At 63.5% G+C, this 16,797-nt stretch carries 18 protein-coding genes; 5 read left to right on the forward strand and 13 right to left on the reverse strand.

Annotation, left to right across the window (positions count from 1 at the left end; all coding sequences use genetic code 11):
• Window positions 1-9: 9 nt before the first annotated feature.
• Genes NKI21_RS10210 through NKI21_RS10220 form a run of 3 tightly spaced genes read left to right on the forward strand, consistent with a single transcriptional unit; the run spans window position 10 to window position 1,860 of the window.
• Window positions 10-339, forward strand: a complete 330-nt coding sequence (locus NKI21_RS10210) for an L-rhamnose mutarotase (RefSeq protein WP_023808869.1) — start codon at window positions 10-12, stop codon at window positions 337-339.
• Window positions 332-1,408, forward strand: coding sequence for a Gfo/Idh/MocA family protein (locus tag NKI21_RS10215; RefSeq protein WP_023808870.1), 1,077 nt, complete (start codon window positions 332-334; stop codon window positions 1,406-1,408). The genes NKI21_RS10210 and NKI21_RS10215 overlap by 8 nt, the downstream gene beginning before the upstream one ends.
• Entirely contained in the window at window positions 1,408-1,860 is a 453-nt protein-coding gene (locus NKI21_RS10220) for a MaoC/PaaZ C-terminal domain-containing protein (protein ID WP_128302349.1), read from the forward strand. The genes NKI21_RS10215 and NKI21_RS10220 overlap by 1 nt, the downstream gene beginning before the upstream one ends.
• A 29-nt stretch (window positions 1,861-1,889) precedes the next feature.
• Here NKI21_RS10220 and NKI21_RS10225 read toward each other — a convergent pair whose 3' ends face one another.
• The 6 genes from NKI21_RS10225 to NKI21_RS10250 all read right to left on the reverse strand — a co-directional run bounded on the left by NKI21_RS10225 (window position 1,890) and on the right by NKI21_RS10250 (window position 7,010).
• Window positions 1,890-2,528 (reverse strand): GntR family transcriptional regulator, encoded by a 639-nt coding sequence (locus tag NKI21_RS10225; RefSeq protein ID WP_502895155.1) that lies wholly within the window; start codon window positions 2,526-2,528, stop codon window positions 1,890-1,892.
• Between the two features lie 244 nt (window positions 2,529-2,772).
• Complete coding sequence (locus NKI21_RS10230; RefSeq protein WP_023808873.1) at window positions 2,773-3,354, reverse strand: hypothetical protein; 582 nt, start codon at window positions 3,352-3,354, stop codon at window positions 2,773-2,775.
• A 1-nt stretch (window position 3,355) separates the two neighbouring features.
• The gene (locus tag NKI21_RS10235) at window positions 3,356-3,913 is read right to left on the reverse strand and encodes a hypothetical protein (protein WP_352440089.1); all 558 of its coding nucleotides are present in this window, start codon (window positions 3,911-3,913) and stop codon (window positions 3,356-3,358) included.
• Complete coding sequence (locus tag NKI21_RS10240) at window positions 3,868-5,037, reverse strand: SWIM zinc finger family protein (RefSeq protein WP_352865465.1); 1,170 nt, start codon at window positions 5,035-5,037, stop codon at window positions 3,868-3,870. Before NKI21_RS10240 ends, NKI21_RS10235 begins: the two co-directional genes overlap by 46 nt.
• Complete coding sequence (locus NKI21_RS10245) at window positions 5,034-5,438, reverse strand: DUF3024 domain-containing protein (protein ID WP_245273055.1); 405 nt, start codon at window positions 5,436-5,438, stop codon at window positions 5,034-5,036. The genes NKI21_RS10240 and NKI21_RS10245 overlap by 4 nt, the downstream gene beginning before the upstream one ends.
• A gap of 132 nt (window positions 5,439-5,570) precedes the next feature.
• Window positions 5,571-7,010: an MFS transporter gene (locus NKI21_RS10250; protein WP_352865468.1), complete on the reverse strand. Its 1,440-nt coding sequence runs from the start codon at window positions 7,008-7,010 to the stop codon at window positions 5,571-5,573.
• A gap of 374 nt (window positions 7,011-7,384) precedes the next feature.
• Here NKI21_RS10250 and NKI21_RS10255 point away from each other — a divergent pair, with 374 nt between their 5' ends.
• Window positions 7,385-8,401, forward strand: a complete 1,017-nt coding sequence (locus NKI21_RS10255) for a Zn-dependent oxidoreductase (protein WP_128302346.1) — start codon at window positions 7,385-7,387, stop codon at window positions 8,399-8,401.
• Between the two features lie 6 nt (window positions 8,402-8,407).
• Here the strand turns inward: NKI21_RS10255 and NKI21_RS10260 are convergent, their stop codons facing one another.
• From NKI21_RS10260 to NKI21_RS10285, 6 genes are all read right to left on the reverse strand, one after another.
• Window positions 8,408-9,112: a cyclase family protein gene (locus tag NKI21_RS10260; RefSeq protein ID WP_023808878.1), complete on the reverse strand. Its 705-nt coding sequence runs from the start codon at window positions 9,110-9,112 to the stop codon at window positions 8,408-8,410.
• The gene (locus NKI21_RS10265) at window positions 9,109-10,047 is read right to left on the reverse strand and encodes an ABC transporter permease (RefSeq protein WP_023808879.1); all 939 of its coding nucleotides are present in this window, start codon (window positions 10,045-10,047) and stop codon (window positions 9,109-9,111) included. The genes NKI21_RS10260 and NKI21_RS10265 overlap by 4 nt, the downstream gene beginning before the upstream one ends.
• Window positions 10,044-10,949, reverse strand: a complete 906-nt coding sequence (locus NKI21_RS10270) for an ABC transporter permease (protein WP_352440117.1) — start codon at window positions 10,947-10,949, stop codon at window positions 10,044-10,046. Before NKI21_RS10270 ends, NKI21_RS10265 begins: the two co-directional genes overlap by 4 nt.
• Window positions 10,950-11,010: 61 nt before the next feature.
• On the reverse strand, window positions 11,011-12,501 hold the full coding sequence (locus NKI21_RS10275; protein WP_023808881.1) for a sugar ABC transporter ATP-binding protein: 1,491 nt from the start codon (window positions 12,499-12,501) through the stop codon (window positions 11,011-11,013).
• Between the two features lie 13 nt (window positions 12,502-12,514).
• A complete protein-coding gene (locus tag NKI21_RS10280) occupies window positions 12,515-13,591 on the reverse strand; it encodes an ABC transporter substrate-binding protein (RefSeq protein ID WP_352865472.1) in 1,077 nt (358 codons plus the stop codon).
• A gap of 62 nt (window positions 13,592-13,653) precedes the next feature.
• Window positions 13,654-14,901: an enolase C-terminal domain-like protein gene (locus NKI21_RS10285; RefSeq protein ID WP_023808883.1), complete on the reverse strand. Its 1,248-nt coding sequence runs from the start codon at window positions 14,899-14,901 to the stop codon at window positions 13,654-13,656.
• A 149-nt stretch (window positions 14,902-15,050) separates the two neighbouring features.
• Here NKI21_RS10285 and NKI21_RS10290 point away from each other — a divergent pair, with 149 nt between their 5' ends.
• Window positions 15,051-15,812 carry a GntR family transcriptional regulator gene (locus tag NKI21_RS10290; protein WP_128302340.1) on the forward strand — a complete coding sequence of 254 codons (762 nt, stop codon included), beginning with the start codon at window positions 15,051-15,053 and terminating at the stop codon, window positions 15,810-15,812.
• Window positions 15,813-15,887: 75 nt separating this feature from the next.
• On the opposite strand, the gene NKI21_RS10295 is transcribed toward NKI21_RS10290, so the two are convergent.
• Window positions 15,888-16,766: an SMP-30/gluconolactonase/LRE family protein gene (locus NKI21_RS10295; protein ID WP_023808885.1), complete on the reverse strand. Its 879-nt coding sequence runs from the start codon at window positions 16,764-16,766 to the stop codon at window positions 15,888-15,890.
• Window positions 16,767-16,797: the final 31 nt, after the last annotated feature.

The following is a 16,797-nucleotide window of genomic DNA, read 5'->3' on the forward strand; positions in this document are numbered from 1 at the left end:
GAGAATGATATGCAGCGGATGGGAATGGTTCTGGGGCTGAAGCCGGAAAAGGTCGAGGAGTATGTCCGCCTCCATGCCGCCGTCTGGCCCGACGTGCTGGCCATGATCTCCGCCTGCAACATCAAGAACTACTCGATCTACCTGAAGCGGCCGGAGAACGTGCTGTTCAGCACCTTCGAATACCACGGCAGCGACTACGAGGCCGACATGGCGAAGATGGCGGCCGATCCGAAGACGCAGGAATGGTGGGCGGTCTGCATGCCGTGCCAGGAGCCGCTGGCGACGCGCAAAGAGGGCGAGTGGTGGGCCGAGATGGATGAGGTCTTCCATCATGACTGAAGGCGGTTTCGACCCTGCCTTGCTCGTTCAATCCTGGCCAAAACCCTCCAAGCCCCGGCAGATCGTCACCTTCGGCGCCGGATCGATCGTCGGCGACGCGCATTTCCCGGCCTACCGGAAGGCCGGCTTTCCGGTTGCCGGGCTTTATGATCCTGATCATACCAGGGCCGAAAAGCTGGCCAGCCAATGGGGCGTGACGGCCTTTGGGTCGGTCGAAGAAGCTGCTGCCGTCGAGGGCGCGATCTTCGACCTTGCCACCCCGCCGTCGCGTCATGCCGATGTGCTGAAGTCCTTGCCTGATGGCGCGGTGGCGCTGATCCAGAAGCCGATGGGCAGCAATCTTGCCGAGGCGACCGCGATCCTCGAGATCTGCCGCGCCCGGAAGCTGCACGCAGCGGTGAACTTCCAATTGCGCTTCGCGCCGATGATGCTGGCGCTCAAAGATGCCGTCGGCAAGGGCTGGCTCGGCGAGATCGTCGACTTCGATGCCTGGCTGGCGCTGGCGACACCGTGGCAGCTTTGGGAATTCCTGCTCAAGGCGCCGCGCGTCGAGATCGCCATGCATTCGATCCACTATCTCGACCTGATCAGGCAATTGCTCGGCGACCCCAAGGGCGTGCACGCTAAGACGCTCGGCCATCCCAATCATGCCGTGGCGCAGACGCGCACCAGCGCCATTCTCGACTATGGCAACACCATGCGCTGCGCGCTGTCGATCAACCACGACCACAAGTTCGGCCGCCGGCACCAAGCCTGCGAGTTCCGCATCTGCGGCACCGAGGGAGCAGCCTATCTCAAGTTGGGTCTCAACCTCGATTATCCCACAGGTGAGCCGGATGTGCTGGAAATCTATCCGAAAGGCGGGACGGACTGGATCGCAGTGCCCTTGGCCGGCGAGTGGTTTCCCGACGCCTTCGTCGGCCGCATGGCCAATGTCCAGCGTTTTGCCACCGGAGAAGATGCTACGCTGATCAGCCCGGTCGAGGACGCGTGGAGCACGATGGCGCTGGTCGAGGCGGCGTATCAGTCGAGTGCGGCACCGGCGACGCCGATTGCGGAAAGACCCTGATGGAACGGATTCAGTATTTCGAAGACTATGAGATTGGCGCGTCGCGCCTGACCAGCGGCCGCACCATCACCGAGACCGACTTCATCGTCCATGCCGGCCACACCGGCGATTTCTTCCCGCACCACATGGACGCCGAGTTCATGAAGACGACGCCATTCGGCCAGCGCATCGCGCACGGCACGCTGGTGTTCTCGGTCGGCATCGGGCTGACGGCAACCGTCATCAATCCTGTTGCCTTTTCCTATGGCTATGACCGGCTGCGCTTCATCAAGCCGGTGTTCATCGGCGACACGATCCGGACGCGCACGACAATTACGGCCAGGGAAGACGACCCGAAGAGGCCGGGGGCGGGACGGGTGATCGAACGCTGCGAGGTGATCAACCAGCGCGGCGAAGTGGTGCTGGCGGCCGACCACATCTACATCGTCGAACGCAGGCCGGCGCAGGGCTGAAGCCCATCGCATGCCCATGAGCCACGCCGTCAGGATTCTCGCGACAGGCCATCTTCCCTGATCGCGCGGACCAGCGTCTCGCTTCCTTCGCGAAGATGCTGCCTCAGAATGCTTATGGCCCTGTCGCCGTCGCGCCGCCGGCAGGCGGCCAGCAGCTCGCGATGCTCCGTCTGCGAGCGGCTGCGATAGTCCAGGTTCGACAGCAGGATGCGGACGTAGCGATCGGCGGCATTGTGGTGCGCCTCGATCAGGCCGAGCAATCGATGGTTGCCACAGGCATCGTAGAGAGCCAGATGAAAGGCACGGTTCAGCGCACCCCATCGGCCGACATTGCGCTCCGCGTCGATCTGGTCGAGCACCTGTTCGGCCTCGTCGAACTTCGCGCCGGAGAGGCTGGGTACCGAAAGCCGGAGCGCCTCGCTTTCGAGCAGCTCGCGTAGCGCGTAGATTTCACTGATCTCGGCGCCGTCCATCCGGGCGACCTGCGCGCCTTTTGTGGGATGAATGGAAACAATACCTTCGGCTTCCAATTGGCGAAGGGCGTCACGAATTGGCATGCGGCTGAAGCCAAACTGCTCGGCCAATTCATCCTGGCGCAGCGGCGTGCCCGCCCTGATGGTTCCACTGGCAATCGCTTCGCGCAGGACATTGGCGACCTGTTCGGCCACGGTCCGCGGCCCCTGCATCACGCTTTCCGCAAATCCTCGCAATCGATGCTCCCCGTTTTCACACAGCATCGAGCCTAATTGAAAAACCCATGCGGATATAGGTATGCCCGTATACACACTGCCCGCGCCAAGCAGACTTCCTCCGCAAGACGCCACCCGCCTCCGCAAGGCAACGTCCCGATTCGCGCATATGAGACGATCGTCTGAAGCACTGAAGGCGCGGCTCGCCCAGCCCTGCGGGCTTTCAGCCAGTCTGCGGCAGGTCAAGCGCGGAGCGCATCCGCCCGACACCACGCTTGTAGAGCATCGCGCCTTGAGCTGGGGCGAGCAGATCAGCATGCGGCGTGAAGTCGGCAACGCACTTGTTGAAGGCGATCTCGCCACACCCGGGAACCAGGCAGTCGAGCTTTCCCTTCGGACACTGACTGAACTTGCAGAGCCGGCCCAGATATCTGTCGCTGCCGGGTTCGATCAGAAAAACGTCTAGCTGGTGATCGGCAACGCTGATCCCTGTTCCCTTCTCAAACGCCTCACGCAGGGCAAGAGCGGCGGCGCGACGCAGTTCGCCTAGACGAGCCTGCGAGTCAAGCCAAAGCGCCAGGTCGAGATCGCTACATTCATGCCAGACCTCGATCCGAGCGCGCCGGAATTCGCTGAAGCGCGGCACCTCTTTCCAAAGCGGCTTCGCGACAGAGCCGATAACGGCCACCGCCCCCACCTCTCGAAAACGCGTCCAAGCATCGGTGACGACATCCGCCGCCGCGCGGAACTGCTGCTGGCGTTCCAGCATGTAGCGATTTTGCTCGTCAATCGCCGCGCGCCGCATGTCAGGCCAACAGTTTCATGAAATTGCGCTTGCGGCCGAAGCGGTCTTTCACATCCGCCAGATACGCGGCATGTTCGGACGCGCCGCGCAGGCCGGCCATACGGCCGATCAGGGTTGACGCTTCTGCATAGGCGCCGTTACCGCCAAACTGGGCCAGTTGGTTTACGCGTTCCGCATAGATCTTCAGTGCCTCGCGCGGATGCGTGGCTTCACTGACCTGCGCGAGCTTTTCCTTCAGTCCTTCGGAAGCGCCATGTGCGCGCGTGTTCGCCCACGCCAGATCAAACTGCTTCTCCTCAATCAAGATGCTGATGAGCAGATCGGCCGGATAATGCCAGGCGGACGGCTTCTCGCGCGCTAGCCTGGACTGGAGGCGCTCGATTACTCGATCGCGCGTCGCCGTGCCCGTCTTGCACAGCCGTTGATACAGTCCGAAGCTCGGTGCCTTCTCGAATGCGCGCCACAGATGCGCTTCGGCGTCCGCATCGCGACCGGCCGTGGTCAGCAGGTCGACTACAAAGGAAATGAGCCGCTCGTCGGGTCGATCATCCTCGAACACCCACAGGCCGTCCTCGGCCTGCGCAAAGCCTCTTCGGCGCGACCGTGCGAGAGGCAGAATTTGGCGACTTGCAGATAGGCTTGCTGTGAGGACAGATGCTTGGCGCGAAGGGCGATGCGTGCCTCGAGGTCGCCATCGCGGTCAGCAAAGAAGTCGAGGATTTCCTGCAGCCTGAAATGGTCGCCGGACAGTCCGTGACCTATCCGATTCTTGCCGGCGGTTGCGGGCAGTTCATTCCAGGCTTCGTTGGCCAGGCGACGGTATTCGGCCAATCCTTCCTCGCCGAGGATATCGCCATAGCGCTCAGCCGCGCCACCGAAGGTGTCGTAGCCACCATTCATCTCGCGCGCGAACAGGTCACGCGCCAGGGACAAGGGTTCGCAAGGCGCCTCCGAGACAGCGTTGCAGTGAATTTCGCATGCCCGGTCGAGAAGTGGGGCGCAATGGCCATCGGAATCGTCCACGACCTCGATGGCAGCCTCGATCCGATCGATGGCTCGCATAGCGAGCCGTATAACGATGCCCGCATGCTTGCTCGAGACCGAGGCGATCACATCGAGCGCCTCGTCCACACCTTGGGCCCAGTCGGGCGCCTCGCGGTAATCTATGAAGCCATTCGTGGCGGTTGCGCCGTCGATCATCTTGCCGAGACGCGCCTCGATGGCCGCCTCGTCGCCGTCTTGCGTAGTCAGCGTGGCCATTTCCAGCCTACGCAACAGGATAGGATCGCGCTCGACGACATCCATGATCATATCGACAAGCGCCGCCTTGTTCTTGCCTTCCAGATGTTCGCGTATACGCGTGAACACATCGATGCTTTGCGCTTCCGTGTCGCTGCCCATCGCGTTTGCCGCCAGCGCCGTCGCCACCAAATGCTTGCAATAGCCCCAGTCGCCGAAGGCGCGGCAGGAACACGAACCGTCGACCGACTCGCCACGCCCCGTCAGTTCAACACGGTAGTCCTCCGTGCCGGCAACCTGCGCCAGCACGCGCTTGGGCCCAACGGTCAGCAGTTGCACCAGCCCGTCACGCCAGTAGGCCTCGCCGCGCGAGTACACCTTGGTGCCGACAAGATCGCGCAGGGCATCGACATCGAAACGGGGTCGGCTGTTCTTGCGGTTCATAGTGGCGGCTGGAGCCTCGAGTCAGCCGAGATGAGACGCAGGGCTTCGTCCAACGTAACGGTCGCATGCAGCCGCCCACATGCTCCGGTGTGCCTGTGCCACATGAGGTCGAACCGGGTCTCGGCGAGATGCTCCTCCACATGATCGAGCCGGGCGAAGGGAGCGTTGAATTCTTCACCGTCATCCGAACGGTAGCGCGCTGAGAAACCGTATTTGCTTCCTCGCCACTTGCCGAAAATGTCTAGCGGATGGTCGAGCCGATTCGGCTGGCCGTGGATGAACCGAGGCTTCAGAACCTCGGCGATGAAACGCTCGCAAGTGGCAGCCATGGCCAGCTTCTCGTCAGCCGAAGGCTTCTTAACCCACACCATCGCGTTTTCCCGTTTCGCCAGCGCGATCATTTCCCACTATCCGCCGCCAAGAGCGCTGTGGGGCTGCCCTCAGCCATACGGTATCGCCGTTCATGATAATCGACCGATCCGGCGAGGCAATCCTTTTTGAACGCAGAATGCATCTGGCATCATTTGCGAGAATTACCCGATCGAACATGACCGCTGACCTGCACGCCGTCCTCGGCACGCAGGTACAGGAAGCCGGGGACGGACAGCAACGGGATGACCGCGGTCAGCAGGAACACCTGGTGGAAGCGTTCCGCTGTCACGATGTGGGTTTCTCCTGCGACAAGGCCCAGCACCATGGCGGCGATCGAAACGCCCAGGGAAACGCTGAGTTGCTGCAGGACGCCGCCGAGACTGGTGGCGCGGCTGAGCTTGTCGGCCGGCAGGTCGGCGTAGGAAAGCGTGTTGGAGGTCATGAACTGCGCCGACCGGATGACCCCGAAGACAAAGGCGTAAAGGCCGATCATCCAGTGCGGCGTATCGGCTTCGATCAAGGCGAAGCCCCCGACAGCGGCGGAACCAACCACCGCGCTGCCGATCAGCACGACATTGAAACCGAAGCGCCGCAACAGCGGCGACAGCAGCGGCCGAATGAGCAAGGCGCCGAAGCTGCCGACGAATGTCAGCGAGCACCGAGGTGACCGGGCTCATGCCAAAGCCGACCTGCAGCATCAGCGGCAACAGGAAAGGCACGCCATTGAGGCCAACGCGGCACAGGCCGCCTGCGAGCGTACCGACCCAGAACGAGCGAAATCGAAACAGTGTCAGATCGACTGCCGGTGCAACGACGCGGCGCGCATAGCGCCCGAAGGCGAGCAGCAGCAGGATCGCCGCGGCCAACACCAACGCTGTCGCCGAAACGGAGATGATTGGCCTACCGATGCTTTCCAGTCCGAACTGCAGCAGCGCGACTCCGCATCCGACCATCAGGAACCCGGCAAAGTCGAAGCGTTGCACCGCTTCCTCGCGGAAATCGTCGACGAAGCGCAGCGCCGCCAGAATGCCGAGGCAACCGAATGGCACGTTGACATAGAATATCCAGCGCCATGAGGCATAAGTGGTCAACAGGCCGCCGAGCAGCGGCCCGATCACAGGCCCCATGATGGCGGGCAAGGTCGTGTAGGTCATGGCGGTGATCAGCCCGCTGCGTGGGAAGCTGCGCAGCAGGATCAGCCGCCCGACCGGCGTCATCATGGCGCCGCCCAGCCCCTGCAGGGCGCGCATCGCCAGCAGCATGCCGAAACTGTTGGCCATGCCGCACAGCGCCGAGCCGAGGGTGAAGGTGAAAAGCGCCAGCGCGAACACTTTTCGCGCACCGAACCTGTCGGCGAACCAGCCGCTGACGGGAATGAATACGGCCAGCGTCAGAATGTAGGTGGTGATCGCCAGGTTCAGCCTGACGGGCGTCGTGTCGAGACTGCGTGCGATGGCGGGGATCGCGGTGGTGATGATGGTGGAATCGAGCTGCTCCATCAGAAAGGCGATGGCGACGATGATTGGGATGATCAATCTCAGCCTCGGGTCGCGCTCGGTGGCAAATTGAGGCTGTTCCAATTCTATTGCCAATTCCGTCATGCAAGCGGCTGCTCTATTCCAGGTGGCGCGTCCGCGTTCAAAGGCAAGGTCGCCTTCCGTGCGGCAAGCCAGCCGAGGCCCGATCACACGGCCTGTCTTATGGTCCGACAAGCAGGCAAGCGGTAGTCATTTCCTCTTTGATGGAAGTCAAAAAATTTTGACTGCCGACCCCTTCGAGAGGAGATCGGCAGGACAGCGCATTGGGAGTCCGAACTGCCGTCGCCAGGCACATTTGCGTTTCAGCGGACGCCCGTCCCGATTTCGTGAAGGAACGTGTCAGGTAAGAGGCCGTCTTACCGCCGCCATGAGCGCTTGCGTCTTGACGGCACAGCGAGATTGAGCCACTTGTCGACTAGTATACAAGTGGTGAGGCCATGCTTGAAGTTCTCGTTCGCGCACCGCAGTCGCTGGAAGTCCGGCAGGGCGCCATGCCAGAGCCCGGCACTGGCGAAGTCGTCGTTCATGTCAGCCGTGCCGGCATCTGCGGCTCCGACATTCACATATTGCACGGCTCCAATCCGTTCGCCGTCTATCCGCGCATCATCGGCCATGAATTCGCCGGCACCGTAACAGCGCTCGGACGCAATGTGACCGGCATAGCGGTGGGAGACCGCGTGGTGGTCGATCCCGTGGTGTCGTGCGGCCACTGCTATCCCTGCCGGGTCGGCCGCTCCAATGTCTGCGCCAACCTCGAAGTGATGGGCGTTCACCGCGACGGCGGTTTTCGCGCCTTCGTGGCGGTGCCGGCGGCAAATGTCATACCGGTTCCAAGGGATATGCCGTTTGGGCTGGCGGCACTGGCCGAGCCGTTTTCCATCGCCGCCAATGTGCTTGATCGTACCGGTTGCGGACCCGAGGACACGGCGCTGATCTATGGCGCCGGCACGGTCGGCGTCACTGTCCTGCAGGTCGCCAAGCTCAAGGGCGCACGCTGCATCGTTGCCGATATCGACGAAGCCCGCCTGGAGCGAGCGCTCCGCTTCGGCGCCGACAGGGTGATTCACTCCGTGCGCGATCCCGTGCCGGCCGCGGTGCGCGGTGAAAATGACGGTCTTGGCCCGACGCTGGTCATTGACGGCGCCGGCATTCCCGCACTTCTTGACGAGGCTTGCCGGCTGGCCAGCCCGGCGGGCCGCATCGGCCTGCTCGGCTTTTCGGACGCCCCATCCAACCTCAGCCAGCAGGAAGTGGTGCGCAAGGAACTGACCATCGTCGGCTCGCGCCTGAACCGCCGGCTGTTGCCGCGCGTCGTCGAATGGCTGGCCGACAAGCGGCTCGATCCGCAAGGCATGATCACACAGGTCTTCGCGGCGACGGAGGCGCGCGCCGCCTTCGACCTGATCGAGAAGGAACCTCAGCGCACGCTCAAGGTCCAGCTGGATTTCTCTTGAGCCGGTTTAGCCCTCGACCAGCGCGATGGCGCGCAGCGGTGATCCGGTGCCGCCTTCGATCGCCAGCGGCAAGCTGATCAGGAAGCACCGAGGCGGCAAGTCACCAAGCCGTGCGAAATTCTCGCCGATCAGGATGCCGGCTGAAAGCAACGTATTGTGCGCCGGGAAATCCTCGCTGCCGAAACAATCGATCGACAGGCAGTCCGAACCGACGATGCGCGCACCGCGCTCGACCAGCAATTCGCTTGCTTGCCGCGACAGGCCGGGCCAGTCGGCGAGAAACGCGGCCGGATCGTCCCAGAACCGGTCCCAGCCGAAACGGAAGAACACGGCGTCGCCCTGCCGTACGCAGCCCTGTTCGGCCTCGAAAGCGAAGATAGAATCCGGCTCGACCGCCTGCCGGGGCGCGCAGTCCCGCGCATCGATCGTCACCATGCGGCCGAAGAAACGCTCGACCGGAATGTCCGAGATGGCAGCACCGCCGCGGATGAAATGGACCGGCGCGTCGAAATGCGTGCCGGTGTGCTCGCTCATAGCCAACGCATGGTTGCAGGCGACGTCGCCGCGGTCATAGGATTCCACCATCTCCTGGCAGTAATGCGGGTGCGTCGGCCACACCGGCATGCCGGGCTTCATCGGATGCGTCAGGTCGACGAAGGAAACTGCCTTTGTTTCGAACAGCCCGGCGAGCGTATCGGTGGCGGGTGTCATCTGACGCGAGGCCTCGGCACGAGAGCGACGATCAGGATGATCAGCACGCCGGTCAAAAGGAAGCGCACGCCTGCCTGGATGCCAAAGGTGTTGAGCATGGTGGACATCAGGTTGAAGAACAGCGCAGCCCCCCATATGCCTACCGCGTTGGCCTGTCCACCGGCGACGCTGGTGCCGCCAAGCACCACCACGGCGATCGATTCCATCAGATAGGCGTCACCCATGTTGAGTGCTGCCCCGCCGCTGAAGCCGGCAAGCAGGAAGCCGGCGAGCGCTGCCGCCGTGCCGCACAGCATATAGGCAATCAACCGCACCCGGGCGACGTTGATGCCGGCGAGCCGCGCCGCCGGTTCGCTCTGGCCGGTGGCCAGCAATTGCCGGCCCCAGACCGTGCGTTTGAGGACGACCATGGCGACCAGCGTCAGCACCATCACCGCGATCGGCATGAATTGGACGCCGCCAAGGTTCATCAAGGTAAACCGGGAAAGGCCGGCCGGCGGCTTCAGTGTCGCCTGGCCGCCGAGATTAAAGGCAAGCGACTGGAAGACGAAGCTCCAGGCGAGCGTTGCGATGATCGGCGGCAGCCTGAGCGCGACGATGGCAAGGAAGTTAGCGGCACCCGCGACGGCGCCGACGGCAAGTGCTGCAAGCAGGCCAGGCAGCAGCATGCCGTCGGACCCTTGCATGACCGTTATCGATACATAGGCGGCCAGCGTCAGCACGGATGGCACGGACAGGTCGATATTGCCCGGCCCGGAGGCGACGACGAACATCTGCCCGGTTCCCACCACAACGCTGAAGGCACCGAAGGCGAGCGCCCCCGAGAGCGTGGCGCCGGCGCTGTCGATACCGGAATAGGCTGATGTCACCACCCACATTGCGAGCGCCACGATGAAGCCGTAGGTCCACGGCGCGAGGCTCAATCTTCGGGTCATCGCGCCCGCTCCGACAAAAGCACGCGCCCGGCCAGCACGAGAAACAGGATAACGCCCTGGGCACCGATCTGCCATGTCGGCGGCACCTGCAGGAAAGACAAAAGCGAGCCCGCGAGCGACAGCGTCAGAGCGCCGACCACCGTGCCGACCGGCGAGACGACGCCACCGGTGAAAGCGCCACCGCCGAGGATCACCGCGCCGACGCCGAGCAGCGTATAGGCCGGCGCGACATTGGCGTCGCCCGATGTGGTGAGGCCGGTCAGCGTCAGCCCGGCCAGACAGGCGAGCAGGCCGGCGGCGGCATAGACAGCGACGCGGATGCCGACAACGGACCAGCCGGCGCGCTGGACGGCGCGCGGATTGCCGCCTGCGCCGCGCAACACCACGCCATAGGAGGAGCGTGAGATGACGAGATGGCCGGCAAGCGCCGCCAGTGCCGCCAGCCAGATCGACAGCGGCATCAAAGGCGGCTGCCAGCTCATGAAGGCGGCAAGCCATGCGGGTGCCGAGCCACCCGGTGCCGGCAGTAGGATGACGGCGATGCCGAGCCAGATGAAGGACATGCCCAGCGTCACGATGATCGAGGGCAATTGCCGTGCATGAATAAGCAGGCCGAAGCCGGCATAGGCGGCGATCAGGACCAGGTAGCACAGCGCCGCAATTGCCGGCGCATCCCCGAGATAGAGCGCCGTGATGCAGGTGATCAGCCCGACAAAGGCGCCGTTCGACAGGTCGATGTCGCCCAGCATGATCACCATCATCTGCGCCAGTGCGGCAAAGACCAGCGGCACCGAGAGCTTGAACAGCAGATGGAAGCCGAAATAGCTCATCGCCGCCGGGCGGATGCTGAAGATGATGGCCAGCATGACCAGCAGCGCGATTGCCGGCAGGCCGACCTGCATCGCATTGAGCAAGGCCGAGCGCGGATTGGAAGGAGAACGGGCCGGAACTCGGGCAGGCGCGTCAGACATGGTCGCCTCCGAACGACGCCTGCAGGATACGGCCGGTCTCGATGGCCTCGCCTTCCAACCTGGTCACGGCGCGGCCCTCGCGGAAGACATAGATGCGCTCGCAATTGGTCAGCTCTTCGAGTTCGGTTGTGTACCAGACGAAGGCGCGTCCGTTCTCGGCTTCCGCGCGGATCAGCCGGTAGACCTCCTGCTTGGTGCCGACATCGACGCCGCGCATCGGATCGTCGAGGAAGATCACCTCGGCGTCCGACGACAGCGCGCGGGCGAACAGCACCTTCTGCTGGTTGCCGCCGGACAGCGACAGGATCGGCGTGTCGATCGAAGGCGCCTTGACGTTGAGCCTGTTCGACCAGGTCTCGGCCAGCTTGCGGGCGGCGGCGCCTGAAATCATGCCGCCCCGCGTCAGTGCATTCAGGCTGCGGATGGTCAGATTGTCGGCGATAGACCACAGCGAAAACACGCCTTCCGAGCCGCGGTCGCCGGCGACATAGGCACCCGGCAAGGCCTCGCGTTGCCGGCGCGAGGCATAAAACATCGCGCGCAGCCGCTCGCGCTGGCCGTGGCCGTCGAGCCCGGCGAAGCCGATGACCTCACCCTTGCCGACGTCGATGGTCAGATCTGTGGTGTCGCGACCCGCATGCCGGATAACCGGAGCTTGCACCGAGGCCACCTTGCCGGCCGTGCGCTCACGCGGCCGTTCGATGCTTCCCATCAACTCGACCAGCGCGGCGCGTGACAGGCCGGCGGTGGGCCGCTCGGCGACGACCTTGCCGTCGACCATGACGACGGTGCGGTCGCAGACGGCGAGGATCTCGTTGAGGCGATGGGTGATCAGGATGCAGGCGATGCCACGCCCTGCGGCACGACGAATGTGGGCGAGCAGTTGTTCCGTCGCCTCATGGCCGAGCGCCGAGGTCGGCTCATCGAGAATGACGGCGCGCAATTTGATGCTGGTCTGCGTGAAGGCGCGGGCGATCTCGACCATCTGTCGCTCGCCGATCGGCAGGTCGGCGACCTTCCTGTCGAGATCGATGCCGTGGCCAGGGAAGATCTCGTCCAGCACCGGACCAATCACCTGGCGCGCGCGCCGCCGCCAGCCCAACCCACGCAAGGACCTGTGCACGATGCGGGTGTTTTCCGCCGACGTCAAATTGGCGCAGAGCGACAGTTCCTGGAAGATACAGCGCAGACCGGCCTGCTGGGCACTGGCCGCACTCCAGGCACCGATCTCACGTCCGCCGAGGCGAAAGCTGCCGCTGCTGCGCTCGATGGTGCCGGCCAGCACGTTCATCAGCGTCGACTTGCCGGCGCCGTTGTGACCGACAAGGCCAACGACCTCGCCGGGTTTGAGATGAAAATCCACGCCGCCCAGGGCATGCACGGCATCATAGTGCTTGCGGACATCGCGCACCTCGATGAGGAGGCCGTCGGCATTGACCGTCTCTGCTGCGTCCCTTTTGGGCGACGTGGGATCGTTCATCATTCGGCCATGCTGCTCATTTCGGCGCGGGAACGCCCGGCAGAGGCTCCTTCTTCACGTTGGCGTCGATGATCTTGGCCACCAGCTCCTGCGGGTATTCGGCATTGACCACGCCGCCTGCGGGAACCGTCTTCAGCCAGGCGTCGAGGTCAGGCTGATTGATCTGCAGGAGCGGCACCTCGACGAATTTCGGCACCTGCTTGCCGGCCAGGATCTGCTGCGCGACCCAGAACGCGACCTGCGAGACGCTGGGCGTGGCGCCCAGCGAGAAGGTTTCGTAGCCGCCGGCATCATGCTCCTGCTTCCACAGCGCCAATTCGTCCTGGCGGTTGCCCATGATGATGATCGGCAGCGGCCGGCTGGCGGCCTTGAATGCCTGCGCCGCGCCATAGCCGTCGCCGCCCTGCGTCAGCACCGCATCGACCTGAGGCAACGACGGCAGGATGCCCGACACTTCCTTTTGTGCCACGGTGGCCGTCCACTGACCATAGACCTCGCCGACAGCCTTGTAGCTGGCGTGCGCCTTCATCGCCTTCTCGACGCCCTCATGCAGGCGCTTGTCGAAACCGTCGCCGGCCATACCGCGGATCTCGAGGATGTTGGCCGGCTTGTCGCCGAGCTTGCTGGAGATGAAATCCAGTTCGGCCTTGGCATAGGAATCGAGGTTGTAGTCGACGACATAGGCGCAAGGCTCGGTGACGCCGCTGGCGAAGGCGACGACCGTGATACCGGCATTGCAGGCATCCTTGATGGCGCCATTGAGTGCGGTGTCGGAGCCGGCAAGGACGATGATCGCATCGTAGCCCTGCAGGATCAGGTTCTCGATCTGGCTCGCCTGTTCGGTCACCGAATTGTTCGAGCTGACGACGGCTGTTGCGGCGATCTGCTTGTCGGCCACGGCCTTGACGCCCATTTCCTCGAAGCTCTTGATCATCACCTGGCGGAAGGAATTGCCGGCGTAGGAATTGCTGAAGGCGATCTTCTTGGCCGAAGTGTCGCCCTTGGCGACGCCTTCATAGGCGCGCGCGTCCAGCGCTGCAAAGCTGGTGCAGCCGAGCATGGCTGCAATGAATAAGGCTGTGGTCTTGCTCATTGTTGTTCTCCTCCGGTTGAAAGTCATAGCGTCCTCCCGACGATCCTTTCGAACGGAAAATGTCAGCCCAGCCCGAGATCAGGCACGGCATCGTTCAAATGGTCGGCGAAATTAGTGTTGGGCAGCAGCGGATACCAGCCCGGACGGCCGGGATCGCGGTCGTAGGCATAGCCGCCCAGCGAGCGATAGAGTTCGGCATAGGTGGCGAGTTTGTCACGATCGAGTTCGACGCCGAGGCCCGGTGCCTCCGGCACCGCGATCGCACCATTCTCGTAGAGCATCTTGCCGCCGACGATGATGTCGTCGGCAAGGTGGTGATAATGCGCGTCGGCGGTGAAGACGAGGTTGGGCAGCACTGCGCCAAGATGCAGCATGGTGGCGAGCTGGATGCCGAGTTCGCCAGAGGAATGCACCGCAATACCGAGACCGAACGTGTCGCAGATCTGCGCCGCGCGCACGCAGGCGCGGATGCCGCCCCAGAAGGTGGTGTCGAGCAGGATCACGTCAACCGCAGGGTCGCGCACATTGGTGGCGAGCTGTTCGAAATCGATGACGATGGTGTTGGTGGCCAGCGGGATGGAGAGCTTCTCGCGCAAGCGGCGCATGCCGGCCAGGCCCCAGGTCGGGTCCTCGAAATAGTCGTTCCTGAGATCGGAGATGGCTTGGCCGAAACGCAGCGCCTCTTCGACTGACAGGGCTGCGTTCGGATCGTAGCGCAGCGTATCGGCAGGAAATTCGGCGGCGAGCGCCCTGAAACATTCCAACTCATAGTCGGGGTGAAACACGCCGGCCTTGAGCTTGTGGGCGTGAAAACCATGTTCGGCCTTGAGCGCGCGGGCATGCTCGAGCAATTGATCGATGGTGCGGACTTCGCCCTTGCCGCTGCGGCGGTCGGCATAACGGAAGAACAGATAGGAGGCGAAGCCGATCCGGTCGCGCACGCGCCCGCCAAGCAATTGGTAGACCGGCACGCCGAGCTTCTTGCCGATGATGTCGAGACAGGCGAATTCCAGCGCTGCGTGCAGCTGCGTGCGGTTGTTGTAGAGCGACGCCGTCGGATTGCAGATGGCGTAGCGCATCCGGTTGAGATCGAAAGGGTCATGGCCGACCAGGTAGGATTTCAGGCCGGCGAAAGCGAGTTCGGCGCCGGCGCCACCACCGCCCATCTCGCCGAGCCCAACAATGCCTTCGTCGGTCTCGACCTCGACCACGGTGCGGACAAAGCGTCCCCAATGCGTACCGTTGCTGTGCCGCAATGCTGCTTCCAGCGGAACGGTGATGGTGGTCGCCTTGATGTCCGTGATCTTCATGCCGGCTCCTCTCCCCTAGCCTGCTGGCGTCATACACACTACCATGGTAGTATGTCAACACAGCTTCAATCCTGCTTGCCGCTTGAGTTGGGACGTGCGCGGTGTCATGACCGGAGCAGTGCAGCGCCATTCACAGCAACGGATTCGTCATGGGGACCAAGCTTTCGGGGGCGACCAGATTTTCAGGCAGTGCTGCCAGGCTGAAAACCGCCGGTCAGCGCGAACCCTCGCGGGTGCTGGAGCCGGTCAACAATCGCATGCCGATCTCACCGCAGATCTACGAGCGCCTGCGCCGCGCCATCACGACGCTGGCGATGTTGCCGTCGGAAGCGCTCAGCGAACAGGACCTAGCCCAGCAGCTCGGTGTCAGCCGGACACCCGTGCGCGAGGCGCTGATCCGGCTTGCCGATGAAGGGCTGATCGACATCCTGCCGCAACGCGGCAGCTTCGTCGCGCCGATCCGGCTAAGTGACGTCGAGGAAGCGCAGTTCATTCGCGAGGCACTCGAGGTCTCCGTCGTGCAGAAGCTGGCCGGACACGGTTCGAGCGCCTTCATCGCGGCAGGCAGGGTGAATCTTGCCCAGCAGGCCAAGGCAGTGGCCGAGGGCGACCGCGAGCTGTTTCTTGAGCTCGACGAGGGCTTCCATCGTAGCCTTTGCGAAGAGGCCGGCCTGCCCAAGAGCTGGCGGGTGATCCAAGTGGTCAAGCTGCAGATGGACCGTGTGCGCTATCTGAGCCTGCCCGAGCCGGGTCACCTCGAAACGCTGCTCGCTCAGCATGTGGCGATCTTCGAGGCCGTGGAGACCGGCGAGGCAAAGCAGGCAGGCGCGCGTATGGCGGCGCATCTGCGCGAAGTGCTGCGCACGGTGCAACGGCTCAACGTGGCTCGCCCGGACCTGTTTGGCCAATGATCCGTTGACCGCTCATTGGGATGCCTGCGCGAAGGCCTGATCCGCGTATGCTACGGGCGCTTCGCTTGTCTGGCGTCAGCTGCCGAAGCGGGGCTCCGCAACGCCTTTGACGCCAAGGCCCGTGATGGCGAACAGGCTGCCGCGCAAAACGCCGTCGCCGGGAAAACGCGGCAACGGCGGCTTGGCCATCGAGGTGACGTAAAGGATATCTAGCTTCGGTCCGCCGAACATGACGCTGGTGATCTTCTTGACCGGCATGTCGATGATGCGATCGATGCTGCCATCGGGCGCATAGCGCACCAGTCTTCCGTCATAGACCAGCGCATTCCACAGATAGCCCTCGGCATCGACGGTCGAGCCGTCCGCCGCACCGCCCCGGCTGGTGTCGACGCGCACGAAGGTACGCCTGTTGGTGGCGGCACCGGTGGCGATGTCGTAGTCGTAGGCCCATATCTCGCCGGTCCAGGTGTCGGCGAAATAGAAGGTGCGGTCGTCGGGGCTCCAGCATGGACCGTTGGAACAGATGATGCCGGAATCGATCCGGGTGACGGAGAAATCCGGATCCAGCCTGTAGAGACCGCCGGACGGCCCCTCTTCCATCGTGTCCATCGAGCCGGCGAAGAAGCGGCCGCGCCGGTCGACCTTGCCGTCGTTGAGCCGGTTCATTGGCCTGTCCGGCTCGGGATCGTGGATCAGCGTCACATCGCCGGAGGCGAAATCGAGCAGATGGAAACCGCGCTGCAGCGACACCACGGCGCCGCTACCGTCCTTGCGTAGCGCCATTGAGCCGATCTTCATCGGCACGTCCCATGACCGGATCTCGCGTCCGTCGGCGGTCGCCCGAAACACGCGCCCGTCGAAGCTGTCGATCCAGTAGAGTCGTTCCTGTTCGACGTCCCACAGCGGTCCTTCGCCCAGTGTGGTCTTCACGTCCACCACGACTTCGATCTTCATGCCGTCCTCCTCGGAATTGGCGCCACGCAAC

This window comes from Mesorhizobium sp. M0715 (assembly GCF_040320355.1).
In the GTDB taxonomy this organism is placed as follows: domain Bacteria; phylum Pseudomonadota; class Alphaproteobacteria; order Rhizobiales; family Rhizobiaceae; genus Mesorhizobium.

Excerpts from the sequence above, each read along its gene's own strand:
- NKI21_RS10240 (WP_352865465.1), bottom strand. The coding sequence starts at position 5,037 with ATGAACCGCAAGAACAGCCGACCCCGTTTCGATGTCGATGCCCTGCGC.
- NKI21_RS10245 (WP_245273055.1), bottom strand. The coding sequence starts at position 5,438 with ATGATCGCGCTGGCGAAACGGGAAAACGCGATGGTGTGGGTTAAGAAG.
- NKI21_RS10290 (WP_128302340.1), top strand. The coding sequence starts at position 15,051 with ATGGGGACCAAGCTTTCGGGGGCGACCAGATTTTCAGGCAGTGCTGCC.
- NKI21_RS10260 (WP_023808878.1), bottom strand. The coding sequence starts at position 9,112 with ATGACACCCGCCACCGATACGCTCGCCGGGCTGTTCGAAACAAAGGCA.
- NKI21_RS10285 (WP_023808883.1), bottom strand. The coding sequence starts at position 14,901 with ATGAAGATCACGGACATCAAGGCGACCACCATCACCGTTCCGCTGGAA.
- NKI21_RS10295 (WP_023808885.1), bottom strand. The coding sequence starts at position 16,766 with ATGAAGATCGAAGTCGTGGTGGACGTGAAGACCACACTGGGCGAAGGA.
- NKI21_RS10220 (WP_128302349.1), top strand. The coding sequence starts at position 1,408 with ATGGAACGGATTCAGTATTTCGAAGACTATGAGATTGGCGCGTCGCGC.
- NKI21_RS10230 (WP_023808873.1), bottom strand. The coding sequence starts at position 3,354 with ATGCGGCGCGCGGCGATTGACGAGCAAAATCGCTACATGCTGGAACGC.
- NKI21_RS10265 (WP_023808879.1), bottom strand. The coding sequence starts at position 10,047 with ATGACCCGAAGATTGAGCCTCGCGCCGTGGACCTACGGCTTCATCGTG.
- NKI21_RS10280 (WP_352865472.1), bottom strand. The coding sequence starts at position 13,591 with ATGAGCAAGACCACAGCCTTATTCATTGCAGCCATGCTCGGCTGCACC.
- NKI21_RS10255 (WP_128302346.1), top strand. The coding sequence starts at position 7,385 with ATGCTTGAAGTTCTCGTTCGCGCACCGCAGTCGCTGGAAGTCCGGCAG.
- NKI21_RS10270 (WP_352440117.1), bottom strand. The coding sequence starts at position 10,949 with ATGCAGGTCGGCCTGCCGGCAATCGCGCTGCTGGTCATGCTGGCCATC.
- NKI21_RS10275 (WP_023808881.1), bottom strand. The coding sequence starts at position 12,501 with ATGATGAACGATCCCACGTCGCCCAAAAGGGACGCAGCAGAGACGGTC.
- NKI21_RS10250 (WP_352865468.1), bottom strand. The coding sequence starts at position 7,010 with ATGACGGAATTGGCAATAGAATTGGAACAGCCTCAATTTGCCACCGAG.
- NKI21_RS10215 (WP_023808870.1), top strand. The coding sequence starts at position 332 with ATGACTGAAGGCGGTTTCGACCCTGCCTTGCTCGTTCAATCCTGGCCA.
- NKI21_RS10210 (WP_023808869.1), top strand. The coding sequence starts at position 10 with ATGCAGCGGATGGGAATGGTTCTGGGGCTGAAGCCGGAAAAGGTCGAG.